Genomic DNA, 25,498 nt, shown 5'->3' with positions numbered 1-25,498 from the left:
AGTCTTGGTATCCTCCCTGTGGATTGGAATCAAGATCAATTCTTGATGTATTTTTCTGCTGATGTTGCGTGAATTTTACAGGATAGCTTTTTAGTCTGCTGCTCATGCTGTGTAATTACTCTGTGAGGGATTTATAATCACAGTCTCTGCATCATAACCAATAATATCCTGAAAAAACATGTCTTAAGGGAATGGAATGTAATGAAAGTTAGGCATAAATTGTTAGGGCTGGCCACACTGTCTGTCGCCGCAATTTTGCTTTTGCTCGGTGTGAATCTGTACAGCCATCAGCAGATTGTCACCATTGAATCGGCAAAGGGACAAATTGATAAGCTGGAAGTGACTTTGCTGAATTTACGGCGCAATGAGAAGGATTTTTTGGCTCGAATGGATGTGAAATACCTCAACACATTGAATCGGAATGTAGAAATTTTCGGACGTCAGTTAGATGCGTTGAAAACTGAGCTGGACGCCGTTTCGATTCAATTGCCTCAGGTAAAGACTTTACCGTCGCAGATCGCCAGTTATCAGCAGGGAATGCAAGCGGTGGTCGCAGGGTTCCAGGTTCTGGGACTGAAGCCAACCGAAGGCTTGTACCAAAACCTTTATCAGTGGGGAGAGGCGCTGATCACGCAGGCGTCGGACGATGAGATGGCGCTGGAAGTCTATCAGTTGGTTTTGACGGCTAAATTATTTGCGACGACCGATGAAAAAGCATTACTGGATGAATTTCAACAGCATACTGCTTTGTACGGAGCGCGTCTGGCGAATGCCTATGGGGCTGATTTTCAGCAATTCCAGCGCGCTTTTGAGCAATTGGTCGCTCAGAAAACAGAGATTGGACTGAGTCATCAGGATGGCCTGAGAGGACAAATCCGAAGCCAGTCGCATCAGGTGGAGGAAGAGTTTTCCCAGATGCAGCAACTGCTGGAAAAAGAAGCGGTTGTCGTGCAGGCGACCATTCATCGCTTCACTGTGTTACTGGTTACGGGGATTATCGTCGGCTTACTGATTCTGACCTGGCGCCTCAGTATTTCGATTCTGCGCCCGGTTGAGCGTTTAAGTCAGCTGATGAATCGGATCGCGACCAGTCATGATCTGACGTTGCAGGCGGATACCTCCGGCCGCGATGAACTGGCAGAAATGGGTGTCCATTTTAACTATTTGCTCAACAGTCTGCGTCAGTTGGTGGATGATGTTCAGCGGGCCGTGTCTGAGCTGGGCTCGGCTTCATTACAGCTCCAGAAACGGAGTCAGGATGCAGAACAGGCGCTGGTTTCGCAACTGGCAGACAGTGATTCTGTTGCGGCGGCCAGTATTCAGATGCGAGCGACTATTTCAGAAGTCGCCCACAACACGCAGGAAGCGGCCACACAAACAGCCCGCAGCCATGATGAGGCGTCACAGGGGCTGGCGGAAGTGGTGGAAACACGCGCTCGGATTCATGCATTGTCTTCGGGGCTGGCGCAGAGCAGTCAGGAAGTTTCAAGCTTATCGGGTTTGTCGGACAACATTGGCTCTGTGGTCGACGTGATCAAAAATATTGCCGAGCAGACCAATTTGCTGGCACTCAATGCTGCGATTGAAGCGGCGCGTGCCGGGGAGCAGGGGCGTGGCTTTGCGGTGGTGGCCGAAGAAGTGCGGTCGCTGGCGATGCGGACACAGCAGTCGACTCAGGAAATCACCGCGATTATCAGTTCGCTGCAGCAGCAGACTGAGCAGGTGGTCAGCCATATTGAACACTGCCGCACCCAGGGGGAAGCCAGCGTGACTCAGGTAGACAGTGCTGAAGCGAAGATCAACTCGATCATTGCAGACATGCAGCTGATTCTGGACACCAGCACGCAGATTGCTGCGGCCGTCGAACAGCAGAGTCAGGTCTCCGAAGATATCGGGGAGCGTGTGGTTTCCATCCGGGATTTGACCAATCGTAATGCGGTCATCGTGCAGGAGAATGTGGAGGCAGCGCAGTCTGTGTCTCAACAGGCTTCGACATTGGCTGGGGCGATTCGGGCGTTTCAGGTGTAGCGAGTGCAAGGTGTGCTAAAAAACGGGAGCCATGCAGGCTCCCGTTTTTGTGTGGTGTCAGGCCGATTATTCCGGGTTGTTCGGGTCAAGCACTGTTGGTGACAAGGTTTCCAGCATATCGGGATAATCCAGTGTGTAATGCAGGCCGCGGCTCTCTTTCCGGGCCAGAGCACAACGAACCATCAGTTCGGCAACCTGAACCAGATTCCGCAATTCCAGCAGGTTGTTGGAAACCCGGAAATTACTGTAATACTCGTCAATTTCCTGTTTCAGCAACTGAATCCGGCGCATCGCTCGTTCCAGTCGCTTAGTGGTGCGAACAATGCCGACGTAATCCCACATAAATAGCCGCAGTTCATGCCAGTTATGCTGAATCACAACTTCTTCATCGGAGTTCGAGACTTTACTTTCATCCCACAGCGGTAACGCGGCCGGTTGTTCGACGCTATCCATGTGTGAGCTGATGTGGTTGGCCGCAGACCAGGCATAAACCACACACTCCAGCAAGGAATTGGACGCCATCCGGTTGGCTCCGTGCAGCCCGGTATAGCTGACTTCGCCAATGGCATAGAGCCCGGCGAGATCTGTCTGGCCCTGTTTGTCGACCATCACGCCGCCACAGGTATAGTGGGCAGCAGGCACGACGGGGATCGGATCGGTTGTAATATCGATGCCGTAGGTCAGCAGTTTTTCATAAATGGTCGGGAAGTGTTTGGTGACGAAATCTGCCGGCTTATGGCTGATGTCCAGATACATGCAATCGGCACCCAGGCGTTTCATCTCGTAGTCGATGGCACGGGCAACCACATCGCGGGGCGCCAGCTCTGCACGCTCATCAAAGTCCGGCATAAAGCGCGATCCATCCGGACGACGCAGGTAAGCGCCCTCACCACGCAGGGCTTCGGTCAGCAGAAAGTTGCGGGCTTCCGGGTGGAACAGACAGGTTGGATGGAACTGATTGAATTCCAGATTGGCAACCCGGCATCCGGCCCGCCAGGCCATCGCAATGCCGTCTCCTGAAGAGACGTCCGGGTTCGAGGTGTATTGATACACTTTCGAAGCGCCACCGGTGGCCAGCACCACAAACTTGGCGCGTACGGTTTCGACAGACTCACGCTGACGATTCCAGATGTAGGCTCCCAAAACACGGTTGGGCTGATCTTTCTCGCCCAGTTTGTGGCTTGTAATCAAGTCCAGCGCGTTGTGGCGCTCCAGAACCTGAATATTCGGATGATTATGGACATTGTCCTGCAGCGACATTTGCATCGCCATCCCGGTTGCATCGGCGGCATGTAAAATGCGGCGGTGGCTGTGACCGCCTTCGCGGGTCAGATGGTAGCGGGGTTGATCGTCGGTGCTGTTATCTTCCTGATCAAAAGGCACACCGCTGTCAATCAGCCATTGCACGCAATCCCGGGCATTCTCAGCAATGAAGCGAACCACATCTTCATCGCATAAATGGGCGCCGGCAATCTGAGTATCTTCAACATGAGAGTCCACACTGTCGGTTTCATCAAAGACCGCTGCAATCCCGCCCTGGGCATAATAAGTTGAGCCTTCACTCCGCGGCCCTTTGCTCAGGACCAGTACTTGACACATCGGAGCAAGACGCAGCGCCAGAGAAAGGCCGGCAGCGCCACTACCGATGACCAGAACGTCGCAGTTGTGTTCTCGGTTCTCTTTCATATTGATCTCATATCCCTGTGGTAAGGGCGCTATCTTATCAAAAATCCGTTTCGGTGGGACTTTTTTGGTGTATCGGTGACTTTCGCTTGCTTCAACGTCATGATCTGTCACGCTGAACGGACAGAGTTGCACAGACACGGATGTGCCAGTAAGGTGATGGGGGAACTTTGTGCTTTTTTTGAGGTCATTTATTCTTTAGGCTTCTATGTCTATAGCGCAACTTCGGATTTCTGATGGGCAAATCGGCTGCATCTTTTGAGATCTCAAGGAATAATAACCTTGTCACAGACAGAGGAGTACACGCTCGAATGAGCGAGCAGTTAACTGACCAGGTACTGATAGAGCGAGTACAACGAGGGGACAAACAAGCCTTCAATTTACTGGTTGTGAAATACCAGAATAAGGTTTGTAATTTGATTGCCCGGTATGTCGGCAATTCTGGTGATGTGCCGGATGTTGCACAGGAAGCTTTTATTAAAGCATACCGAGCGTTGCCGTCTTTTCGTGGGGAAAGTGCGTTTTACACTTGGCTGTATCGAATTGCTGTCAACACAGCGAAAAATCATTTAGTTGCCCAGGGTCGACGGCCGCCTGCCACGGATGTGGATGCGGAAGAGGCAGAATATTATGAAAATGGCGGTGCGCTAAAAGAAATATCGAACCCTGAGAACCAAATGTTGTCTGATGAATTGAAGCGGGTGGTCTTCGGTACCATAGAAAGCCTCCCGGATGATTTGAAGACCGCAATTACACTTCGTGAACTTGAGGGATTGAGTTACGAAGAAATTGCTGAAGTCATGGGCTGTCCGGTCGGTACGGTACGTTCGCGTATTTTCCGGGCTCGGGAAGCGGTCGAAAAACGTATCGCTCCCCTGATGCAGCGCTAATATTTGGGCCAAACGGTGACAAAGATGGCTGATAAAGAAAAAATTTCGGCTTTGCTAGATGGCGAAGACGTTGATCAGAGTACGATTAATCGGTTACTCGTTGATGAAGATGCACAACAAAGCTGGCAGACCTATCATCTGGTCAGCGATGTCATGCATGGCGAGGCCCCGGGGCAACCGCAATGGGATATTGCCGGTCAAGTGGCAATGGCGCTTGAGCATGAACCAGCACATCAGTTGGGTCATGACATGGCCGCTGAGGAAGCCTTGCCTTTGAATGTGGTGTCTTTGCCTCAGGCAGAACAGCCTGCGCCTCAGGTAGCGCGCCGGACGATGCCAGCCTGGCTGACCCAGATGGGTCAGGTTGCGGTTGCAGCCGGTGTGTCTTTGGCAGTGATTGTCGGTGTTCAACAATATAACGGTGGTGAAGAGGCCTCTTTCGCAAGTGATGTGAAATCGGATGTGCCTGTTTTGCAAACCATACCTTTTGCCGGCACTGCTGAACCTGTGAGCCTGACCCGCGATTCTGTCCGCACCCGTGCTGAAACTTCTCCGAGTGAAGCACAGCTGATGGAGCAGCGTCGTCGGATCAACGCAATGTTGCAGGATTATGAGTTACAACTGCGTCTGAACGCAGAAGATGGCACACTGGATAAAACTCTGTTGGGATCACACTGATTCGTGGCGGTGATATGAAAAAAGTTCTGGTCGGTGTACTCACACTGGTCAGCCTGGCGATGCCTTGGCAAGCCTCTGCGGAAGAAGAGACGACAACTTCTGCAGAGGCTTTGTTACATGAAATGGATCATGCGACCAGGCACTTGAGTTATGAGGTGTCTTACATCCTCATTAAGAAAAACAGCATCGAACCTTTGCGTTATCGCCATGCCATTGAAAATGGTCAGACTTACGCACACCTGATTTACCTCAGCGGGCCACCGCGTGAAGTGATTCAGCGCGGGAAAGAAGTCAGCTACTTCGAGCCGGGGCTGGATCCGTTCACCATCGACAGTAATCGCATGGTGGCGCCGTTACCGCCCATTATGCGAAATAATGTGACTGAACTGTCGCAATTCTACGATTTCATTCCCATGGGACGTTCGCGGGAAGCGGGGACGGCCTGTGATGTCGTGCGGATTGCACCGAAAGATGGTGCCCGGTATTCCTATTTATTGTGGATGGATACCCGCACGCATCTGGTACTGCGAGCTGATTTACTGGATCGCGACGGGGAACCTCTGGAGCAATATCGTGCGGTTTCCTTTGTGGTCAATGACAAAGTCGGGGACGTGCTGGAAACACTCAAATCGGTACAGTTGCCTGAAGTGGTTCAATTGCCTCCGCAGCCTCAGGTGCAGCTGTCCTGGCAAGTCAATTGGTTGCCTCAGGGATTTGAAAGTATTGCGAATAACCGGCACCGGCTGATTCTGACCGAGCGTCAGGTCGAGAGCCAGATGTATACCGACGGCTTGTTCAGTTTCTCAATTTATGTCTCTGCTGCAGATGGATTCAGCGTTCGTGAACAATTGGTAAGGCAAGGGCGACGAACCCTGCACAGCCAGTTGTTACATGATAAAGAGGTGACCGTCGTCGGGGATATCCCACCTGCCACCGCACGCCGCGTCGCGGAATCAGTCACTTTCGATGGGGGCAGTCAGCCATGATGCAGTCACTGGCGACTGTGGTTGCGGTTGAGAAGCATCACATCACAGTCAGTTGCCAGCAACAAACCAGTTGTGGTTCCTGTGCGTCTCAGAACAGCTGCGGCACAGGTGTGGTCAGCAAAGTGTTGCCGGGGCGGCAGCATCTGTTGAAAGTCTCAACCCGGCATCTTCATGAGTCGGTTGCTGTCGGTCAATTGGTCGAAATCGGTTTGTCTGAGCGCAGTGTCCTGCAATCTGCCTTGTTGGTGTATGTCCTGCCACTGATTTGCATGCTGCTGGGAACTTTGCTGGGCCAGTGGTGGTTTGTGATTCTGGCTGGTGGTGGAGAGCTTGGCGTGATTGCCTGCGCGCTTGCTGGCGGAGCGTTTGGCCTCGGCATTGCGAAATGGCGTGCGAAACACTTATCTGTCCAGGGAGACTATCAGCCGAGCTTATTGCGGGTGTTGGGACAGCCTGTTGCAGATGGTCTGACGATAAATGCATTATCGAAAGATAGCAGCAGCCGTTGAAATTCGGTAGAATCGGCCAACTTGATCGATAGATCCCATTCACCTTTTAATCACGAGTTAGTCACGCCAATTCATGAAGCACATTCGTAACTTTTCGATTATTGCACATATCGACCATGGTAAGTCGACGTTATCTGACCGCCTGATTCAAGTCTGCGGCGGCCTTTCCGATCGTGAAATGGCTGCGCAAGTGCTTGACTCGATGGATCTGGAACGTGAACGTGGTATCACCATCAAGGCCCAGAGCGTGACGCTCAATTACACGGCAAAAGATGGTGAAACTTATCAACTGAACTTTATCGACACCCCGGGACACGTGGATTTTTCCTACGAAGTTTCCCGCTCGCTGGCCGCCTGTGAAGGTGCCTTGCTGGTGGTCGACGCCGGTCAGGGTGTAGAAGCCCAGACACTGGCCAACTGTTATACCGCGATTGAGATGGATCTGGAAGTTGTGCCGATCCTCAACAAGATCGATCTGCCTGCAGCCGATCCGGATCGGGTTGCCGAAGAAATCGAAGAGATCGTTGGTATCGACGCGATGGAAGCCACCCGCTGCTCTGCCAAAACCGGCTTGGGCGTAGACGAGGTGCTGGAAAACATCGTGCGTTCCATCCCTGCGCCGGAAGGTGACCCGGATGCGCCACCGCAAGCGCTGATCATTGACTCCTGGTTTGATAATTACCTGGGGGTTGTGTCTCTGGTTCGGATCAAAAATGGTTCTTTGAAGAAGAACGATAAGATCAAGGTCATGAGCACAGGCCAGAGCTGGAACGTTGATCGCATCGGTATTTTTACACCGAAGCAGGTGGACACCGATGTGCTGAGAACCGGCGAAGTGGGCTGGGTGGTCTGCGGCATTAAAGACATTCTGGGTGCGCCTGTGGGCGATACCCTGACACTGGCGAAAAACGGTTGTGAAAAACCACTGCCGGGCTTTAAGAAAGTGAAGCCTCAGGTTTACGCGGGTCTGTTCCCGGTTTCGTCTGACGATTACGAGAACTTCCGTGATGCGCTGGGCAAGCTGAGTCTGAACGATGCATCCCTCTTCTATGAGCCGGAAAACTCTGCGGCACTGGGCTTTGGTTTCCGTTGTGGTTTCCTTGGCATGCTGCATATGGAGATCATTCAGGAGCGTCTGGAGCGTGAATACGATCTGGACCTGATCACCACAGCACCAACTGTGGTGTATGAGGTGAAGAAGAACAACGGCGAACTGCTGTATGTCGACAGCCCTGCAAAACTGCCACCTGTGAATGATGTGGAAATCATCGGTGAGCCGATTGCGCGCTGTAACATTCTGGTCCCCAGTGAATACCTTGGGAACGTGATCACCCTGTGTGTGGAAAAACGCGGCTCTCAGGTGGATATGGTCTACCACGGCAATCAGGTCGCACTGACTTACGATATTCCGATGTCTGAAGTCGTTCTGGATTTCTTCGACCGTCTGAAATCAACCTCTCGCGGTTATGCGTCTCTGGACTATAGTTTCCAGCGCTATGAAGAATCCAACATGGTTCGTGTGGATATCCTGCTCAATGGCGATCGTGTTGATGCCCTGGCGATTATTACTCACAAAGACCATGCACAGACCCGTGGTCGTGATCTGGTCGAGAAAATGAAAGAGTTCATTCCTCGTCAGATGTTTGATATCGCAATTCAGGCGGCCATTGGGAACCACATCATTGCCCGCGCAACGGTGAAACAGCTGCGCAAGAACGTTATCGCCAAATGTTACGGTGGTGATGTGAGCCGGAAGAAGAAACTGCTGCAGAAGCAGAAAGAAGGTAAGAAGCGAATGAAGCAGATCGGCAACGTCGAACTGCCGCAGGAAGCCTTCCTTGCTATCCTGCATGTAGGCAAAGATAAATAACTTGAGTCAACCTTCCGCCGCAGTCCTGCGGCGGAATGGTTAGGATCTGTGGAATTTTTTGGAAGCAGATCCGGTTCACCATGAAATATTCATCATAGGGACATTAGGAACAGCAATGGCAAATCTGTTTTCACTCATTCTGGTGCTGGCCACACTGGTGACCGGGATTATCTGGGCACTGGACCGATTCGTTTGGGCGCCAAAGCGTCAACTTAAAATTGATGCTGCAGCGGCCAATGCCGGCGGGCAGGTTGATGAAAAAACACTGGCAGCTGTTGCGCCCCAACCGGGCTGGGTAGAATCTACCAGTTCGATGTTCCCGGTGATTGCAATCATCATGGTGTTTCGCTCATTTATCTATGAGCCGTTCCAGATCCCATCCGGATCGATGATGCCAACACTGCTGGTCGGTGATTTTATTCTGGTTGAAAAGTATGCATACGGCCTGCGTGATCCCGTGTTTCGCCATAAGCTGGTCGAAACGGGTGAGCCAGAGCGTGGCGACATTGTGGTTTTTAAATTTCCACCGCAACCGAATATTGATTACATCAAACGTGTGATCGGCCTTCCCGGCGATACGGTCAGGTACGATAACAACAAGAAGTTGTGCGTGATTCCGAGAGGTGGCCGTGAATGTGAGCCTGTGCCACAGACGAACGAGCAACCAAGCCTCTTCTCTGAGCCGGGTCAGGAACTGATTCAGTTTACGGAAGATTTGGGTCAGGTGTCGCATGATGTGCTTGTCAATATCAACCAGCCAAATCAGACCCGAAGATACCGCTACAATTCCTTTGAGGGACGAAAAGAGTGGGTGGTGCCGGCAGGACAGTATTTTGTGATGGGAGATAACCGTGACAACAGTGCAGACAGCCGTTACTGGGGGTTTGTACCGGAAGCGAATCTCGTTGGCAAGGCGGTCGGGATCTGGATCAGCTTTGAATTTGAACGAAGTGCGGACAGCGTACTTCCATCTTTTATTCCTACCGGTGTGCGGTTGAACCGCATCGGTGGCATAGACTGATCGGGAAAAAATGACATCTCCTGTACAAAGACTTCAGCGTAAGCTGGGGCATGAATTTAATAACAGTGAATTACTCACCCTGGCGCTGACGCATCGTAGCGCCAACGGGACGCATAATGAGCGTCTGGAGTTTCTGGGTGACTCCATTTTGAGTTTTGTGATTGCTGATGATCTCTATCACCGCTTCCCGAAAGTGGATGAGGGCGACATGAGCCGGATGCGTGCAACGCTGGTCCGCGGCAAAACCCTGGCTGAGCTGGGCCGGGAATTTGAGCTGGGCGATCACCTGCTGCTGGGGCCGGGTGAACTGAAAAGCGGCGGTTACCGTCGGGACTCGATTCTGGCCGACTGCGTGGAAGCGATTATTGGCGCGATTTATCAGGACAGTGATATTGAGCATGTTCGCCACATTGTGCTGAGCTGGTATCAGAGCCGACTGGAAACAATCAAACCTGGCATTAACCAGAAAGACCCGAAAACCCGTTTACAGGAATGTCTTCAGGGGCGCCGTTTGCCGCTGCCTGCGTATACTGTAACTAAGGTACAGGGTGAAGCACATAATCAGGAATTCACTGTACAGTGCGAAGTAACAGGCCTGGAAAAGCCTGTGATCGGTAAAGGCGGTAGTCGGCGCAAGGCTGAGCAGGCTGCAGCAGAACTGGCATTGAAGCAGTTAGAATCATGACAGAGAAAACACATTGTGGCTTTATTGCCATCGTTGGCCGTCCGAATGTCGGCAAATCCACGCTGTTGAACCGTCTGGTAGGACAGAAACTGTCGATTACCTCGCGTAAACCGCAGACGACGCGTCACCGGATTATGGGTGTAGACACCCGAGACGGCTATCAGGCGGTGTATGTGGATACGCCCGGGCTGCACATTGAGGAAAAACGGACCATCAACCGCTTGATGAACCGTGCCGCAAGCAGCTCACTGACCGATGTTGAACTGGTACTCTTTCTGGTCGACGGCACCCAGTGGACACCTGATGATGAAATGGTGCTCAACAAGCTGGCGAAAAGTGGCCTGCCAACGGTGCTGGTGGTCAACAAGGTCGACAACGTCAAAATGAAATATGATCTCTTCCCGCATATGGAAGAGCTCGCGAAAAAGATGGATTTCAAAGCCATTGTACCGATTGCTGCTAAGCACGGTTCAGGCGTTGACGTGGTTGAAAAAATTGTTCGTGACAGCCTGCCGGAAGGTGAGTACTACTTCCCGGAAGAGTATGTGACCGACCGTTCCCAGCGGTTCATGGCTTCTGAGATTATCCGTGAAAAGCTGATGCGCTTTACCGGTGAAGAGCTACCTTATTCTGTGACGGTGGAAATCGAGCGATTTGATTACAACCCGGATACGGATGGCTTTGATATCAATGGCCTGATTCTGGTTGAACGCAAAGGTCAGAAGAAAATGGTCATCGGTAAAGGTGGCGATAAAATCAAAACCATTGGCCGTGAGGCCCGTCTGGATATGGAAGAGCTTTTCGAGCGCAAGGTCTACCTTGAGCTTTGGGTGAAAGTGAAATCCGGCTGGGCAGATGACGAGCGCGCCCTGCGCAGTCTTGGCTATATCGACGATCTCTAAGGGCAGCGATGGAAGGGTTGCAGCGCTGCTTTGTACTGCACTCTCGTCCCTACAGCGAGACGAGTCTGATTCTGGATGTCTTCAGTGAAGAAACCGGACGCATCAGCTTGCTCGCCAAAGGTGCCCGCCGCAAGCGCTCCAATCTGAAAGGAGCGCTTCAACCTTTTACCCCGCTTTTCATGAAATGGTCAGGTCGTGGCAGTATGCCGGTACTGACTCAGGCTGAACCGATCAGTATCGGGCTGCCCATGCGCAGTTACATTCTCTATTCCGCTCTGTATGTGAATGAAATTCTGGCGCGGGTGCTGGAAGCTCAGACCCCTTATCCGGCGCTGTTTCTGGATTATCTCAATGCCTTGCGAGAACTGGCACAGGCCGAGAATCCGGAACCTGCATTGCGTCGTTTTGAGCTGGCATTGCTTGATCATCTCGGTTACGGGGTCGACTTTCTGCATTGCGCGGGCAGCGGATTGCCAGTTGATGATGTCATGACTTACAACTATCGTGAGCAGCGGGGCTTTATTGCTTCTGTCGTTGCCGGTCAGCTCACGTTTACCGGGCTGCAATTGAAAGCCATTGCGGCCCGACGTTTTGAAACTCAGGATCAGCTCAGGGCAGCAAAGCGCTTTACACGGATGGCCCTGAAGCCGTATCTTGGCAGCAAACCATTAAAAAGCAGGGAATTATTTGTCCCTAGAGGAAGGAGTACCGCTACATGAAGAATATACTGCTCGGCGTGAACATTGACCACGTTGCCACCTTACGAAATGCTCGCGGTACACGTTACCCGGATCCTGTGCATGCGGCGGAAGTGGCAGAACGCGCAGGCGCCGATGGTATTACCATTCATTTACGCGAAGATCGCCGTCACATTACGGATCGGGATGTTCGGATCCTGCGGGAAACCATTCAGACCCGGATGAATCTGGAAATGGCGGTGACAGAAGAAATGGTTCAGATTGCACTGGACACCAAACCTGAGTTTGTTTGCCTGGTTCCTGAAAAACGTGAAGAACTGACCACAGAAGGCGGCCTGGATGTGGTGGGTCAGCTGGACAAAGTGAAATCAGCGACCGAAAAGCTGTCTGCAGCGGGCATTCTGGTGTCCCTGTTCATTGATGCTGACCGTGCGCAGATTGATGCCGCAGTGGCCTGTGGTGCCCCTTACATTGAGCTGCATACCGGTCACTACGCCGATGCGACCTCAGAAAGCGAACAACAGGCTGAGCTGAAGAAAATCGCGGCTGCTGCTAGCTATGCCAGCGACCAGGGCATCAAAGTGAATGCGGGCCACGGCCTGACCTATCACAACGTGAAGCCGATCGCGGCCCTGCCGGAAATCTACGAGCTGAATATCGGCCACGCGATTGTCGGTCGTGCCGTGTTTGACGGCTTGCACAAAGCTGTTGCCGATATGAAAGCAGTGATGCTGGAAGCGCGCTGGTAATGGCGATTGTCGGTCTGGGAACAGATATCGCAGAAATTGCCCGTGTGGAACAAGTGCTGACCCGGAGCGGAGAAGCGTTCGCACGACGGGTACTCAGCCCGGATGAGCTGGTGATTTTCAGCCAGCACAAACAGGCGGGGCGTTATCTGGCCAAACGTTTTGCTGCCAAAGAAGCAGCTGCAAAAGCGTTAGGGACTGGCATTGCCTGTGGTGTGTCTTTTCAGGATTTTACCATCGCCAACAATGCTCTGGGGAAGCCTGAGCTTGCGTTAAGTGGTAAGGCGGCTGAGCTGGCTGGGCAAATGGCGGTGTCTCATGTTCATCTCACCATTGCAGATGAAAAGCACTATGCGGTTGCGACGGTGATTCTGGAAACGGCTTAACCAGATTTTATTTTTACCGTCACAAACACAAAAGGCCAGACAACTGTCTGGCCTTTTTGCGATTGAGATGCCGCTCATTACTGGCGGTAGGCTTGTGATGATTTGACGACATTGTTCATTTCATCAATCAGCTCGAACAGTTCCGGCTCCAGATCCGAGACAGAAGCCCCGGCTTTGAGTTGGGTTTCCAGCGTGTAGCAAAGGTTCTTGAGTCGGGGAACACCACTGTAGGCACAGCTGCCGTGCAGTTTGTGAATAGAAGGCCACAGGTCGAATTCATTCCCGTCCAGCACTTCATTCACCAGCATCTCGACCTCGGGCATGAAGTCGAGCAGCATCTGCAGCATATCCCGGGCCAGATCTTCTTTTCCTGCGGCTTGCTTGAGTGCCAGATCCCAGTCCCAGCTGACATTCGGGTTGGCAGGTTCAGGCTGGATGGCAGAGATGACTGGCTCTGCCAGTTCCGGGGATGACGCTGTGCTGTGCTGCTGCGGGATCCATTTGGCCAGCATCTGCTGCAGAATTTGTTCTTCAATCGGCTTGGTCAGGTAATCATCCATTCCGGCCCGTAGTAAGCGCTCACGTTCGCCAGCCATTGCATGTGCGGTGACCGCAATCACGGGTGTGTGGTGATTCAGATCGGTTTCGTGAATGGCCTGACAGGCGCTGACGCCATCCATTTCCGGCATCTGAATATCCATGAAAATCAAATCAAAGGCTTTCTGCTGGGCGTACTCGACCGCTTTGCGGCCGCCGGTAGCGGTGATCACGGTTTCCACCCGTTCACTGAGCAGTGCCGCAATCAGTTTCAGGTTGGCTGGGTTGTCATCCACCGCCATGACGGTCAGCGGCAGCAGATCGTCCGTTGGGGATGGTAGAGGTAATGGTTCCGGTTCTTCCAGCTGATCCGGTTGCCCAATCAGGGCATCAAAGAGTTTGCGCTGTGCCAGTGGCTTACCCAGACAGGCGATCACCCCCGCATTGAGTAGTCGTTCCGACAGGGCCAGCTCTGTGGTGGGCAGGCACACCAGAACTTTGTCCGCCAGTTGCTCGGCTTTGAAAACCATATCCAGAATCGTGGCCAGCGGTGGCTGTTCTCCCGGCGACAGGCAGAGCAGGGCGAAATCGTGATGTTCCACATCATCTTCCGGCATATCAGCCCGGTAGGTCACATCCAGCCCGGCATGCAGTAAGCGTTGCTGCAGGACATTCGCAGCCTGAAGATTCGGCTCGATCAGGAGCAGGTGACGACCCTGCAGATCGCTGGTATCGATTGGCTGGGAAACCGGCAGATCGGTTTTGTTCAGCCGCAGGGTAAACCAGAAGGTCGAGCCCTGATGTAACCGGCTGGTCAGGCTGATTTCGCCACCCATCTGGGTCACCAGTTTTTGGGTGATGACCAGACCCAGTCCGGTACCGCCGTAACGGCGTGAAATACTGGCATCTGCCTGACTGAAGGCTTGGAACAGCTGAGCCTGCTGACGTTCGGAAATTCCGATCCCGGTATCGCGCACCATGAATTGCAGCTCCAGATTCTCGTCGCGATCGGCTTTGAGCTCCACGGCAATATCAATGTTGCCCCGCTCAGTAAATTTCACCGAATTCCCGATGAGATTGGTCAGCACCTGCTGGATTCGTAACGGATCACCAATCAGGCCGGTTGGAATGCGCTGGTCGACACGCAGGGTGAGTTCCAGCCCTTTTTCGTGCGCGCTGGGGGCCAGCAGGCGCATCACTTCATCGAGCGAATCAGTAAAGTCGAACGGAATGTTTTCCAGCAGCAGCTTCCCGGCTTCCAGTTTAGAGAAGTCGAGGATATCGTTGATGATGGTCAGCAGGTTATTGGCCGACTTTTCAATTGTCAGCAGGTAATCATGCTGGCTGGCACTGAGGCGGGTTTTCAGCATCTGGCGGGTAAAGCCAATGACGCCGTTCAGTGGGGTACGCAGTTCGTGGGACATATTGGCCAGAAACTCAGACTTCACTCTAGCGGCTTCCTGAGCCCGCTTCTTGGCGATATCCAGTTCTACGTTCTGGATTTCCAGCTGTTCTAAAGTCTCACGTAAGTCGGACGTCGCCTGATCAATGCTTTGTTGCATTTCAATATGATAGTCGGACAACGAAATGGCCATGGCATTGATACCGTTTTTCAGGTTATCCAGTTCGCCCAGCAATTCTCCCTCAATTCGGATATCCAGGTGCCCGCGCCGTATTCGGTCCACTACACTGATCATGTGTGAAATCGGGCGGGTGACATCCCGCATCAGCCGGTAAGCAAAGAGACCGGAAAGGATGAGCCCCAGCAACAACACCATCAGTGCGGTAAAAACTTCCTGATATTGCTGCAGGCGCAACGGACTCATGTCCATTTCGATGGCGATATAGCCCAGCGCTTTGGCCTGAAATCCGGGGGCAGACAGATTACTTTGCTGTGCTTCGGTCAGAATCGGCGCCCGCATGATCATGGTGCTGTCATGGATCACGATCTCTGGCAAAAAGGGGATCTGCCGGTCATCCGGAAACATCAGGGCTTCAAAATTCCGGTGGAAATTTGAGGTGACGAAAAGCTCATTATTGCTGTCGAACACGGCAATGCTGCGCACGATATCGGAATGCTTGCGATGGGCATAGCTGATGATCCGGCGGACAGCCTCGCGGTTATGATCCGCCATCCCGTATTCAGTGGCGATCGCCAGCGGTTCAATAATGCTGGTGCCGGTTTCGACCAGTTGCTGTTCCAGATCCCGGTAGCGGCTCAGGGTAAAAAAGCGCTCAAGAGCAGGCCGATGATCAGGGTTGGTGCTAATGTCAGGGTGAAAACCCGGGCGCGAAGTCCGTATTTGGTCATGGTTACAAGAATTCGATTCTGTGGGAGAATTGCTGTCTTTGCTGGCCACGCTTTGGTGCGCCAGCCCCTAGCTTAATGAATCTTTACCGTAGCGACAATTGATGTTGCTATGGCATCGCCTTGAAAAGGCGACAAAACACCGTGAGTTACAACATTATGGCACGCTTTTTTAAGCCGACGAAACGAACTGTCAGCGACACCAAACATAAAGAGGTGACGGTGACCCGTCTGGACCACATGGGTGCAGGCATTGCCCATCTTGACCGCAAACCTGTGTTCATCCCCGGATTGCTCCCCGATGAACGTGCGCTGGTGCAACTGACTGAAAGTAAAAAGCAGTATGCCAGAGCCAAAGTCATCAAGCGTTTATCGGACAGCCCGGAACGCATTACACCGCAGTGTCCGGTTTATGACCAGTGTGGTGGCTGTAACTTGCAACACCTCTCTCATTCTGCCCAGATTGCCGCCAAGCAGCAGTCTCTGGGAGAATTGATCACGAAATTTGCGCTGGCTGGTGAAACGGCAACAGCAGATGTGTTGACGCAGGATCAGCCGGTCACCGGCGAATCCTGGCAGTATCGGCGCAGTGCGCGCTTTAGTCTGAAAATCGAATCGGAGAAGACGCTGACGTTTGGTTTCCGCAAGGAGCAGAGCAAAGCGATCGTCGATATTACCGATTGTCCGGTGCTGGCACGGCCACTGAACGCACTCTTGTTACCGTTGCGTGAATTATTGAGCCGGTTGCAGGGACGACGGAACTTAGGGCATGTTGAACTGGTCGAAGCGGACAACGGGCCTGTGGTACTTATTCGTCATATCAAGCCGTTTTCTGACCCGGATATGACGCAAATTCAGCAATTTGCTGACAAGCATCATGTTATGCTCTTTCTGGCGCCGGATACCGAGCAATGGGTGCAGATCAGCGGTGAAGCCCCCTATTACGAAGTCGAAGGGATGAAGCTGAATTTTTCTCCGAAAGACTTTATTCAGGTCAATCGTCTGGTGAACGAACAGATGGTGGCACAGGCCTTATCATGGCTGGACATTCAGCCGGAAGACCGGGTGCTGGATTTGTTTTGTGGCCTGGGGAATTTCAGTTTGCCACTGGCGGCAAGCGCCCGGGAAGTGGTTGGGGTGGAAGGGGTCGAACCCATGGTACAACGGGCCAGTGAGAATGCAGCCCGCAATCAGCTCACCAATGCTGCTTTTTATCAGGGCAATCTGGAAGACGGGATTGCGTCGTTCAGCTGGGCCAAAGAAGGGTTTGATAAAGTCCTGCTCGATCCGGCCCGAGCCGGTGCTGCAGGGGTGATGGCTCAGGTGGCAGCGTTGTCACCGAGCCGGATTTTATACGTGTCCTGCAATCCGGCAACGCTGGCGCGGGACAGTCAGGTGCTGCTGCAACAGGGCTATCAGTTGCAACGGCTGGGAATGCTGGATATGTTTCCCCATACCGGACATTTGGAATCAATGGCGCTGTTTACCCGAGCCTGAGTGTCGGGCACTGCCTTGTCGGGAACAGGCTGCCATCCGTAATTAAGAAATACAGGACAGAATCATGGTCGCAGTTCGCGGTGCGCATCTAAAGGAAAACGCTACATTTGAATTGGAACCCTGGGCAGAGAGTTTATTGCAGGACATTACGACCTCGAACCGTCTGATCCAGACCTATCAGCGTTGTGAAGCGCATCTGGACAAGAAAGAAGCCACCGGTCAGCTGTTATGGCGTGGCCGGGAAATGGTCGAAATTCTGGTGATGCTCAGCATGGATGCCGATACGCTGGTGGCAGCCTTGCTGTTCCCGCTGGTCGAAGCCGGGCTGTACAAAAGCGACGAGATCAAAGAAGAGTACGGCCAGCACACTTTGCAACTGGTCAAAGGCGTTAAGCAGATGGCTGCGATCAGCCAGCTGAATGCTATCAAAGAAGGGGCGGCGCAGTCGGCTCAGGTCGATAATATCCGCCGGATGCTGTTGTCCATGGTGGATGATTTCCGTTGTGTGGTCATCAAGCTGGCGGAGCGGATCTGTCATCTGCGCGAAGTGAAGGATGAGCCGGATGCCGTGCGCCGTGCTGCTGCACGGGAATGTGCCAACATTTACGCGCCGCTGGCGAATCGTCTGGGGATTGGTCAGCTCAAGTGGGAAATCGAAGATTACGCTTTCCGCTACAAGCACCCGGAAACCTACAAGCAGATTGCCAAACAGCTGGCGGAACGCCGCATCGACCGGGAACAGTACATTGATCGTTTCGTCGCCGATCTGGACGAGTCGATGAAAGCCTCGCATATCAAAGCCGAGGTGCATGGCCGTCCGAAGCATATCTACAGCATCTGGCGCAAGATGCAAAAGAAGAGCCTGGCATTTGATGAGCTGTTTGACGTGCGTGCCGTGCGGATTATCGCAGACCAGTTGCAAGACTGCTATGCAGCGCTCGGGGTGGTGCATACCAAGTATCGCCATCTGCCGAAAGAATTTGACGACTATGTTGCCAACCCCAAGCCCAATGGATATCAGTCGATCCATACTGTGGTGATTGGCCCGGAAGGAAAAACGATTGAGATTCAAATCCGGACCAAGCAGATGCATGAAGAGTCGGAGCTGGGGGTGGCGGCGCACTGGAAATACAAAGAATCCGGGACCTCTTCCGGCGCTCATTCAGCCTACGACGAGAAAATTAACTGGCTGCGTAAACTGCTGGCCTGGCAGGAAGAAATGTCCGACTCGGGCGAAATGCTCGAAGAGCTGCGCAGTCAGGTCTTTGATGATCGTGTCTATGCGTTCACGCCAAAAGGCGATGTGGTGGATTTGCCACTGAATGCCACGCCGCTGGATTTCGCCTACCATATTCACTCCGAGGTCGGACACCGTTGTATTGGCGCCAAAGTGGAAGGCCGAATCGTTCCCTTCACTTATCAGCTGCACATGGGCGATCAGGTCGAAATCATCACGCAGAAAGAGCCGAATCCGTCCCGGGACTGGCTCAATCCGAATTTAGGCTTTGTGAATTCCAGCCGGGCGCGGGCCAAAGTGCATGCCTGGTTCCGTAAACAGGACCGGGATAAAAACATCGCTGCTGGCCGGGAAATTCTGGAGCAGGAACTGCAGAAGATCGGCGCGACCATGAAAGATGCTGAAGCCTATGCCCTGAAGCGATTCAACGTGAACTCCACGGATGAGCTCTTTGCCGGGATTGGCAGCGGTGATTTGCGCATCAATCAGGTGATCAACCATATTAATGCGCTGGTGAACAAGCCGACAGCGGAAGAAGAAGATCAGCAGTTGCTGGAACGTCTGACGGAAGCCAGCACCAAAAGCAGCCAGAAAAAGCCACAGCGGGATGCCGTGGTGGTGGAAGGGGTCGATAACCTGATGACTCACCTGGCGCGTTGCTGCCAGCCGATCCCGGGGGATGATATCGTCGGGTTTGTCACCCAGGGGCGCGGCATTTCAGTGCACAGAAGCGATTGTGAGCAGCTTGAAGAGCTGCGTCATGTGGCACCGCAGCGGATAATTCACACCGTCTGGGGCGGCAGCTTTGCCGGACGTTATGCGCTGACCGTGCGGGTCACAGCCTCCGAGCGGAATGGTCTGATTAAAGATCTCACCAACACCATGCACAACGAAAAAGTGAAGGTGGCCGGGGTGAAAAGCCGGATTGATTTCAAAAAACAGATGTCCATCATGGACTTTGAAATCGAACTGACGGATCTCGATAGTCTGGGCCGGTTACTGCTCCGTCTGGAACAGGTGAAGGATGTCTTTGAAGCCAGACGGCTTCACTGAGTACCACGCAACAGGTAACAGAAAGCGGGCCAGAGCCCGCTTTTCTTTGATGACAGAAACAGGAAAATGCACACATGAGTCACAACACCCCTATCAATCAGCTGCTGTCGATCATGGCGCAATTGCGGGATCCGGACGGCGGATGTCCCTGGGATCTGCAGCAGGACTTCGCCTCCATTGTGCCGCATACGCTGGAAGAAGCGTATGAAGTTGCCGATGCGATCGCAGAAGAGAACTGGGATGAGGTGAAAGAAGAACTGGGTGATCTGCTGTTTCAGGTCATTTTCTACAGCCAGCTCGGCAAGGAAAAAGGACTGTTTGATTTTGAGGATGTGGTCAGCGGGATCAATCACAAACTGATTCGGCGACATCCGCATGTTTTCTCCGGGGCTGAATTCGACAATGAAGCGGCGATTCATGCCAACTGGGAAGCAGAAAAAGCCAAAGAACGCGCTGAAAAAGGGCAGGACAATAGCATTCTGGCCAATATCCCCAAAGCGCTGCCGGCACTCAGCCGGGCGGATAAAATCCAGAAACGTTGTGCCCGCTACGGGTTTGACTGGCCGACGCTGGGGCCTGTGGTTGAGAAGGTGCAGGAAGAAATAGAAGAAGTCATGGAAGAAGCGCTTCAAGCCGTGCCGGATCAGGACAGGATCGAAGAAGAACTGGGCGATCTGCTTTTTGCAGTGGTGAATCTCACCCGGCATCTGAACGTGAAACCGGAAGCCGCGCTTCAGAAGGCGAACCGGAAGTTCGAGCGTCGTTTCCGTGAGGTGGAGCAGGCGGTTGCTGAACAGGGCAAGTCGGTTGAACATTGTTCGCTGGATGAACTCGATGCCGAATGGGAACAGGTAAAAAAACGTGAGAAATCGGGCGGCCCGGCAGCTCAGGACTGATTGCTCAGGGATTTCTTCGTCAAGAATTCCGGGCTTGATTTGGAACAAGAAGCAACTCGCTTTACTGTGATAGTTTTCACGTTGTGGCAATAAAATGTGTCTGGTATACTAATTTCCCGTCCAGATACTTTTTATCCTCTACACCAAATCTTCCAGGTTTAACATGACAACGAATTACATTTTTGTGACGGGCGGTGTTGTATCCTCCCTAGGTAAAGGTATTGCTGCAGCATCACTGGCGGCCATCTTAGAGGCCCGTGGTCTGAAAGTGACCATGATGAAGCTAGACCCTTACATCAACGTTGATCCGGGGACAATGAGCCCGATTCAACACGGTGAAGTATTCGTTACGGAAGACGGTGCGGAGACCGACCTCGATCTCGGTCACTACGAGCGTTTCATTCGTACCAAGATGACCAAACGCAACAACTTTACCGCAGGCCGTGTTTATGAAGACGTTCTGCGTAAAGAGCGTCGTGGTGACTATCTGGGTGCCACCATTCAGGTTATCCCGCACATCACCAACGCGATCAAAGAGCGTGTGATTGCTGGTGCCGAAGGCCACGACATTGCGATTGTTGAAGTGGGCGGTACTGTGGGTGATATCGAATCCCTGCCATTCATGGAAGCAATCCGTCAGCTGGCTGTTGAGCTGGGCCGCGAGCGTGCCATCTTTACGCACCTGACACTGGTTCCTTACCTGGCAGCCGCTGGTGAAGTGAAAACCAAACCAACACAGCATTCGGTGAAAGAACTGCTGTCGATCGGGATTCAGCCAGACGTGCTGATCTGCCGTTCAGACCGCATGATCCCGGCAAACGAACGTGCCAAGATTGCACTGTTCTGTAACGTGCCAGAGAAAGCTGTCATTTCCATGAAAGACGTCGACTCCATCTACAAGATCCCGCAACTGATCAAGTCTCAGGGGCTGGATGAACTGGTTTGTCAGCGTTTCGGCATTTCGGCACCAGAAGCCGATCTGAGCGAGTGGGAACGCGTGATCTATGAAGAAGCGAACCCAACCAGCGAAGTCACGATTGGTATGGTCGGTAAGTACACCGAACTGCCAGATGCATACAAGTCTGTCAACGAAGCGCTGAAACATGCGGGTTTGAAAAACCGCCTGTCTGTGACCATCAAGTATGTTGATTCGCAGGACGTGGAGTCAAAAGGCTTTGAAATGCTGGAAGGTCTGGACGCAATTTTGGTTCCGGGCGGTTTCGGTGGTCGTGGTGTTGAAGGCAAGATCATGACGGCGCAGTATGCGCGTGAAAACAATATTCCATACCTGGGCATCTGTCTGGGCATGCAAGTCGCACTGATCGAATTTGCGCGAAATGTGGCAGGTCTGAGCGGTGCACACTCAACTGAGTTTGATGCAAAATCCCCTTATCCGGTCGTTGGTCTGATCACTGAGTGGGTCGACAGCGAAGGGAACGTGGAAGAGCGGACTGAAGCGTCTGATCTGGGCGGCACCATGCGTCTGGGTTCACAGCTGTGTCATCTGGAAGATGGCAGCAAAGCCCGCGAACTATACGGCAGCGTGACCATCCACGAGCGTCACCGTCACCGTTACGAAGTGAACAACAACCTGTTGCCTCAGTTGAAAGAAGCTGGCCTGAAGGTGTCTGGTTTGTCAGCGGATAAGAAGCTGGTTGAGATTATTGAGGTGCCAAATCACCCATGGTTTGTTGCGGCTCAGTTCCACCCTGAGTTCACATCAACCCCGCGTGATGGCCATCCACTGTTTGAAGGCTTCGTCAAAGCCGCTGGTCAGCATCAGCGCGGCGAACTGGAAGACAACAAATAAGAGTTACGAATAGCTGTTGCACAGGAGTGCGGCAGCTTTTTTTTCGCTTTTTTAAATCAAAATAAAGCAAGAGGAAACACAATGTCTAAGATCGTTAAAGTTCTGGGTCGTGAAATCATCGACTCACGCGGTAACCCAACTGTAGAAGCTGAAGTTCATCTGGAAGGCGGTTTTGTTGGTATGGCTGCTGCGCCATCAGGTGCATCTACGGGCTCTCGTGAAGCTCTGGAGCTGCGTGACGGTGACAAAGCACGTTTTCTTGGCAAAGGTGTTCTGAAAGCCGTTGATGCAGTCAATGGCCCGATTGCTCAGGCGCTGTTGGGTCAAGATGCGAAAGCTCAGGCTGACATCGACCAAATCATGATCGACCTGGACGGCACTGACAACAAATCTAAGTTCGGTGCAAACGCAATTCTGGCGGTTTCTCTGGCGAACGCAAAAGCAGCTGCTGCGGCGAAAGGCATGCCTCTGTACGAGCACATTGCTGAGCTGAACGGCACACCGGGCAAATTCTCTATGCCACTGCCAATGATGAACATCATCAACGGTGGTGAGCACGCAGACAACAACGTCGACATTCAGGAATTCATGATTCAGCCTGTTGGCGCGAAAACCCTGAAAGAAGGCCTGCGTATCGGTGCAGAAGTTTTCCATAACCTGGCAAAAGTTCTGAAAGCAAAAGGCATGAGCACGGCTGTGGGTGACGAAGGTGGTTTCGCACCAAACCTGGAATCAAACGCTGCTGCACTGGCTGCAATCAAAGAAGCAGTTGAGCTGGCAGGCTACGAGCTGGGCAAAGACGTGACTCTGGCGATGGACTGTGCTGCATCTGAGTTCTACGACAAAGAAGCTGGCAACTACAACATGAAAGGTGAAGGCAAAATCTTCACTTCAGAAGAGTTCAATCACTACCTGGCTGGCCTGGTTGCACAGTACCCAATCGTGTCGATCGAAGACGGTCTGGACGAGTCTGACTGGGATGGCTTCAAGCACCAGACAGAACTGCTGGGCGACAAAATTCAGCTGGTTGGTGACGACCTGTTCGTGACCAACACCAAGATCCTGAAAGAAGGGATCGAGAAAGGCATCGCGAACTCTATCCTGATCAAGTTCAACCAGATCGGTTCTCTGACCGAAACACTGGCTGCGATCAAGATGGCGAAAGACGCAGGTTACACCGCTGTTATCTCTCACCGTTCAGGTGAAACTGAAGATGCAACCATCGCTGATCTGGCGGTAGGTACTGCAGCTGGCCAGATCAAGACAGGTTCTATGAGCCGTTCTGACCGTGTTGCGAAATACAACCAGCTGATTCGTATCGAAGAAGCACTGGGTGAAAAAGCACCTTACAACGGTCTGAAAGAAGTGAAAGGTCAGGCATAAGTCTGAAACGACACTTTGTCCGTCTGACGGATACAAGATGGATAAGCCGCTCATCAGAGCGGCTTTTTTATGCCCGAATGGCTGAACCGGAACTGGTCACACCGGGCGCTTTATGGGATTATTACCGCTTCCCGGGCGGTAAATCCGGCCTGTCGCTTGAACGAATCAACCGAGAATGAGGCTTGCATGCGAGTATTCAGTGCCGTGTTGCTATTGGTATTATCCTGGCTGCAGTACGAGTTCTGGTTTGGCAAAAATGGGATGTCTGATTACGTGGCGCTGAAAGACAACGTCGCGCTTCAGCAGAAAGCCAACGCGGAACTGGTGCAGCGAAATCAGCAGATGTACGCAGAAATTCATGACCTGCATCAGGGGCTGGAAGCCGTTGAAGAGCGGGCCCGCCATGAACTTGGTATGATCAAACCCGGAGAAACTTTTTTTCGCATTGTGGGTGATAACACTCCCTAGGAGAGCACCCGCAGGCGTTTATTTGGCAGTAAACCCATCATGACTCAAACCTTAACTGCAGTTGTGCCAGCCGCCGGTATCGGCAGCCGTATGCAGGCTGATCGGCCCAAGCAGTACCTGTTGATTGCAGGAAAAACAATTTTAGAACATACCGTTGACTGTCTGCTGCAACACCCCGCGATCGGTCGTGTGGTGATTGCGATCAGCGACAGCGACCCCTATTTTCAGCATCTCCCACTCTCTGCTCGTCCCGAAGTGACTGTGGTTCAGGGGGGCGCGGAACGTGCTGATTCCGTGTTCGCCGGTTTGGCAGCTTTATCGGATAACGATTGGGTGCTGGTTCACGATGCGGCCCGGCCTTGCCTTCATCAGGAGGATATTTCCCGTCTGATTGAACAGGCACATCAAAGCGAATGTGGCGCAATCCTGGCCGCACCAGTGCGGGATACCATGAAGCGTGGTAATGGCCGCCAGGCGATCGCCATGACGGTAGAACGCACGGATCTCTGGCATGCCCTCACACCACAGATGTTCCGGGCAGGTCAGCTCCGTGACGCCATGACAAAGGCACTTGCAGACGGCGCTGTCGTTACTGATGAAGCTTCAGCCTTGGAACATTGCGGTTATGCACCGCGCCTGGTCACCGGGCGGGCCGATAATTTGAAAATCACACAGCCGGAAGATCTGGCATTGGCCGAATTTTACCTGCAGCAACGACAAAAGGAGCAGGCATAATGCGAATTGGACATGGTTTTGACGTACATAAATTTGGCGGTGAAGGCCCGGTGATCATCGGTGGCGTGGCCGTCCCTTATGAATTTGGTCTGGTGGCGCATTCAGATGGTGATGTTGCACTCCATGCGGTTTGCGATGCTCTACTGGGGGCGATTGGTGCCGGTGATATTGGTCGTCATTTCCCGGACACGGATGCTGAGTGGAAAGGTGCAGACAGCCGGATGTTGCTGCGCGATGTCTATTCCAAAGTGAAAGCGAAAGGCTATTGTCTTGGGAATCTGGATGTCACCATTATCGCCCAGGCACCCAAGATGGCACCTTATATCGACGAAATGTGTCAGCGAATTGCCGACGATCTTGAAACCACGGTCGATAATATTAATGTAAAGGCCACCACTTCCGAGCGTTTGGGCTTTACGGGCCGCAAAGAAGGCATTGCCTGCGAAGCGGTTGTGTTACTGCGTTCCCTGTAACCGGGCTCCTTTCTGGAAA

21 protein-coding genes and 1 pseudogene are annotated in these 25,498 nt (G+C 52.7%); 20 read left to right on the top strand and 2 right to left on the bottom strand.

Going from position 1 to position 25,498, the window contains the following annotated elements:
• Positions 1-201: 201 nt before the first annotated feature.
• Entirely contained in the window at positions 202-2,028 is a 1,827-nt protein-coding gene (locus KDD30_RS13010) for a methyl-accepting chemotaxis protein (RefSeq protein ID WP_211646233.1), read from the top strand.
• Positions 2,029-2,094: 66 nt separating this feature from the next.
• Here KDD30_RS13010 and nadB read toward each other — a convergent pair whose 3' ends face one another.
• Complete coding sequence (gene nadB, locus KDD30_RS13005; RefSeq protein WP_211646232.1) at positions 2,095-3,714, bottom strand: L-aspartate oxidase; 1,620 nt, start codon at positions 3,712-3,714, stop codon at positions 2,095-2,097.
• Between the two features lie 308 nt (positions 3,715-4,022).
• On the opposite strand from nadB, the gene rpoE reads away from it, so the two are divergent.
• The 11 genes from rpoE (at position 4,023) to acpS (ending at position 13,082) form a co-directional block, all read left to right on the top strand.
• Positions 4,023-4,601, top strand: coding sequence for an RNA polymerase sigma factor RpoE (gene rpoE, locus KDD30_RS13000; protein ID WP_211646231.1), 579 nt, complete (start codon positions 4,023-4,025; stop codon positions 4,599-4,601).
• 24 nt (positions 4,602-4,625) lie between these two features.
• On the top strand, positions 4,626-5,279 hold the full coding sequence (locus KDD30_RS12995) for an RseA family anti-sigma factor (RefSeq protein ID WP_211646230.1): 654 nt from the start codon (positions 4,626-4,628) through the stop codon (positions 5,277-5,279).
• A 14-nt stretch (positions 5,280-5,293) separates the two neighbouring features.
• Positions 5,294-6,265 (top strand): sigma-E factor regulatory protein RseB, encoded by a 972-nt coding sequence (gene rseB, locus KDD30_RS12990; protein ID WP_211646229.1) that lies wholly within the window; start codon positions 5,294-5,296, stop codon positions 6,263-6,265.
• A complete protein-coding gene (locus KDD30_RS12985; protein ID WP_211646228.1) occupies positions 6,262-6,774 on the top strand; it encodes a SoxR reducing system RseC family protein in 513 nt (170 codons plus the stop codon). Before rseB ends, KDD30_RS12985 begins: the two co-directional genes overlap by 4 nt.
• A gap of 73 nt (positions 6,775-6,847) precedes the next feature.
• Positions 6,848-8,644: a translation elongation factor 4 gene (gene lepA, locus KDD30_RS12980; protein ID WP_211646227.1), complete on the top strand. Its 1,797-nt coding sequence runs from the start codon at positions 6,848-6,850 to the stop codon at positions 8,642-8,644.
• A 115-nt stretch (positions 8,645-8,759) separates the two neighbouring features.
• The gene (lepB, locus tag KDD30_RS12975; RefSeq protein ID WP_211646226.1) at positions 8,760-9,665 is read left to right on the top strand and encodes a signal peptidase I; all 906 of its coding nucleotides are present in this window, start codon (positions 8,760-8,762) and stop codon (positions 9,663-9,665) included.
• A gap of 10 nt (positions 9,666-9,675) precedes the next feature.
• Positions 9,676-10,350: a ribonuclease III gene (gene rnc / locus KDD30_RS12970; RefSeq protein WP_211646225.1), complete on the top strand. Its 675-nt coding sequence runs from the start codon at positions 9,676-9,678 to the stop codon at positions 10,348-10,350.
• Positions 10,347-11,252, top strand: a complete 906-nt coding sequence (gene era / locus KDD30_RS12965; RefSeq protein WP_211646224.1) for a GTPase Era — start codon at positions 10,347-10,349, stop codon at positions 11,250-11,252. The genes rnc and era overlap by 4 nt, the downstream gene beginning before the upstream one ends.
• Before the next feature lie 8 nt (positions 11,253-11,260).
• Positions 11,261-11,971, top strand: coding sequence for a DNA repair protein RecO (gene recO, locus KDD30_RS12960; RefSeq protein WP_211646223.1), 711 nt, complete (start codon positions 11,261-11,263; stop codon positions 11,969-11,971).
• Positions 11,968-12,699, top strand: a complete 732-nt coding sequence (gene pdxJ, locus KDD30_RS12955; protein WP_211646222.1) for a pyridoxine 5'-phosphate synthase — start codon at positions 11,968-11,970, stop codon at positions 12,697-12,699. Before recO ends, pdxJ begins: the two co-directional genes overlap by 4 nt.
• Positions 12,699-13,082 carry a holo-ACP synthase gene (gene acpS, locus KDD30_RS12950; protein ID WP_211646221.1) on the top strand — a complete coding sequence of 128 codons (384 nt, stop codon included), beginning with the start codon at positions 12,699-12,701 and terminating at the stop codon, positions 13,080-13,082. Before pdxJ ends, acpS begins: the two co-directional genes overlap by 1 nt.
• A 77-nt stretch (positions 13,083-13,159) precedes the next feature.
• On the opposite strand, the pseudogene barA reads toward acpS, so the two are convergent.
• Positions 13,160-15,930: pseudogene (gene barA, locus KDD30_RS12945) on the bottom strand (two-component sensor histidine kinase BarA).
• A gap of 156 nt (positions 15,931-16,086) precedes the next feature.
• Between barA and rlmD the strand changes: the two are divergent.
• The 8 genes from rlmD (at position 16,087) to ispF (ending at position 25,479) form a co-directional block, all read left to right on the top strand.
• Positions 16,087-17,424 (top strand): 23S rRNA (uracil(1939)-C(5))-methyltransferase RlmD, encoded by a 1,338-nt coding sequence (gene rlmD / locus KDD30_RS12940; RefSeq protein ID WP_211649945.1) that lies wholly within the window; start codon positions 16,087-16,089, stop codon positions 17,422-17,424.
• A 64-nt stretch (positions 17,425-17,488) separates the two neighbouring features.
• A complete protein-coding gene (relA, locus tag KDD30_RS12935; protein WP_211646220.1) occupies positions 17,489-19,714 on the top strand; it encodes a GTP diphosphokinase in 2,226 nt (741 codons plus the stop codon).
• Positions 19,715-19,788: 74 nt separating this feature from the next.
• On the top strand, positions 19,789-20,610 hold the full coding sequence (gene mazG, locus KDD30_RS12930) for a nucleoside triphosphate pyrophosphohydrolase (RefSeq protein WP_211646219.1): 822 nt from the start codon (positions 19,789-19,791) through the stop codon (positions 20,608-20,610).
• Positions 20,611-20,773: 163 nt separating this feature from the next.
• Positions 20,774-22,420 (top strand): CTP synthase, encoded by a 1,647-nt coding sequence (locus KDD30_RS12925; protein WP_211646218.1) that lies wholly within the window; start codon positions 20,774-20,776, stop codon positions 22,418-22,420.
• A gap of 81 nt (positions 22,421-22,501) precedes the next feature.
• Positions 22,502-23,803: a phosphopyruvate hydratase gene (gene eno / locus KDD30_RS12920; RefSeq protein WP_211646217.1), complete on the top strand. Its 1,302-nt coding sequence runs from the start codon at positions 22,502-22,504 to the stop codon at positions 23,801-23,803.
• A 186-nt stretch (positions 23,804-23,989) separates the two neighbouring features.
• Positions 23,990-24,271, top strand: a complete 282-nt coding sequence (ftsB, locus tag KDD30_RS12915) for a cell division protein FtsB (RefSeq protein ID WP_211646216.1) — start codon at positions 23,990-23,992, stop codon at positions 24,269-24,271.
• 39 nt (positions 24,272-24,310) lie between these two features.
• Positions 24,311-25,006, top strand: coding sequence for a 2-C-methyl-D-erythritol 4-phosphate cytidylyltransferase (gene ispD, locus KDD30_RS12910; protein ID WP_211646215.1), 696 nt, complete (start codon positions 24,311-24,313; stop codon positions 25,004-25,006).
• Entirely contained in the window at positions 25,006-25,479 is a 474-nt protein-coding gene (ispF, locus tag KDD30_RS12905) for a 2-C-methyl-D-erythritol 2,4-cyclodiphosphate synthase (protein WP_211646214.1), read from the top strand. The genes ispD and ispF overlap by 1 nt, the downstream gene beginning before the upstream one ends.
• Positions 25,480-25,498 lie beyond the last annotated feature (19 nt).

It is taken from the genome of Photobacterium sp. GJ3, from assembly GCF_018199995.1.
Classification (GTDB): domain Bacteria; phylum Pseudomonadota; class Gammaproteobacteria; order Enterobacterales; family Vibrionaceae; genus Photobacterium.
The sequence above is the reverse complement of the archived record's forward strand: the minus strand, read 5'-3'. Positions and strand labels throughout refer to the sequence as shown.

What these genes read in the sequence shown, in the direction of transcription:
- KDD30_RS13010 (WP_211646233.1), top strand. Translation starts at nt 202, where the DNA reads ATGAAAGTTAGGCATAAATTGTTAGGGCTGGCCACACTGTCTGTCGCC.
- nadB (WP_211646232.1), bottom strand. Translation starts at nt 3,714, where the DNA reads ATGAAAGAGAACCGAGAACACAACTGCGACGTTCTGGTCATCGGTAGT.
- rpoE (WP_211646231.1), top strand. Translation starts at nt 4,023, where the DNA reads ATGAGCGAGCAGTTAACTGACCAGGTACTGATAGAGCGAGTACAACGA.
- KDD30_RS12995 (WP_211646230.1), top strand. Translation starts at nt 4,626, where the DNA reads ATGGCTGATAAAGAAAAAATTTCGGCTTTGCTAGATGGCGAAGACGTT.
- rseB (WP_211646229.1), top strand. Translation starts at nt 5,294, where the DNA reads ATGAAAAAAGTTCTGGTCGGTGTACTCACACTGGTCAGCCTGGCGATG.
- KDD30_RS12985 (WP_211646228.1), top strand. Translation starts at nt 6,262, where the DNA reads ATGATGCAGTCACTGGCGACTGTGGTTGCGGTTGAGAAGCATCACATC.
- lepA (WP_211646227.1), top strand. Translation starts at nt 6,848, where the DNA reads ATGAAGCACATTCGTAACTTTTCGATTATTGCACATATCGACCATGGT.
- lepB (WP_211646226.1), top strand. Translation starts at nt 8,760, where the DNA reads ATGGCAAATCTGTTTTCACTCATTCTGGTGCTGGCCACACTGGTGACC.
- rnc (WP_211646225.1), top strand. Translation starts at nt 9,676, where the DNA reads ATGACATCTCCTGTACAAAGACTTCAGCGTAAGCTGGGGCATGAATTT.
- era (WP_211646224.1), top strand. Translation starts at nt 10,347, where the DNA reads ATGACAGAGAAAACACATTGTGGCTTTATTGCCATCGTTGGCCGTCCG.
- recO (WP_211646223.1), top strand. Translation starts at nt 11,261, where the DNA reads ATGGAAGGGTTGCAGCGCTGCTTTGTACTGCACTCTCGTCCCTACAGC.
- pdxJ (WP_211646222.1), top strand. Translation starts at nt 11,968, where the DNA reads ATGAAGAATATACTGCTCGGCGTGAACATTGACCACGTTGCCACCTTA.
- acpS (WP_211646221.1), top strand. Translation starts at nt 12,699, where the DNA reads ATGGCGATTGTCGGTCTGGGAACAGATATCGCAGAAATTGCCCGTGTG.
- rlmD (WP_211649945.1), top strand. Translation starts at nt 16,087, where the DNA reads ATGGCACGCTTTTTTAAGCCGACGAAACGAACTGTCAGCGACACCAAA.
- relA (WP_211646220.1), top strand. Translation starts at nt 17,489, where the DNA reads ATGGTCGCAGTTCGCGGTGCGCATCTAAAGGAAAACGCTACATTTGAA.
- mazG (WP_211646219.1), top strand. Translation starts at nt 19,789, where the DNA reads ATGAGTCACAACACCCCTATCAATCAGCTGCTGTCGATCATGGCGCAA.
- KDD30_RS12925 (WP_211646218.1), top strand. Translation starts at nt 20,774, where the DNA reads ATGACAACGAATTACATTTTTGTGACGGGCGGTGTTGTATCCTCCCTA.
- eno (WP_211646217.1), top strand. Translation starts at nt 22,502, where the DNA reads ATGTCTAAGATCGTTAAAGTTCTGGGTCGTGAAATCATCGACTCACGC.
- ftsB (WP_211646216.1), top strand. Translation starts at nt 23,990, where the DNA reads ATGCGAGTATTCAGTGCCGTGTTGCTATTGGTATTATCCTGGCTGCAG.
- ispD (WP_211646215.1), top strand. Translation starts at nt 24,311, where the DNA reads ATGACTCAAACCTTAACTGCAGTTGTGCCAGCCGCCGGTATCGGCAGC.
- ispF (WP_211646214.1), top strand. Translation starts at nt 25,006, where the DNA reads ATGCGAATTGGACATGGTTTTGACGTACATAAATTTGGCGGTGAAGGC.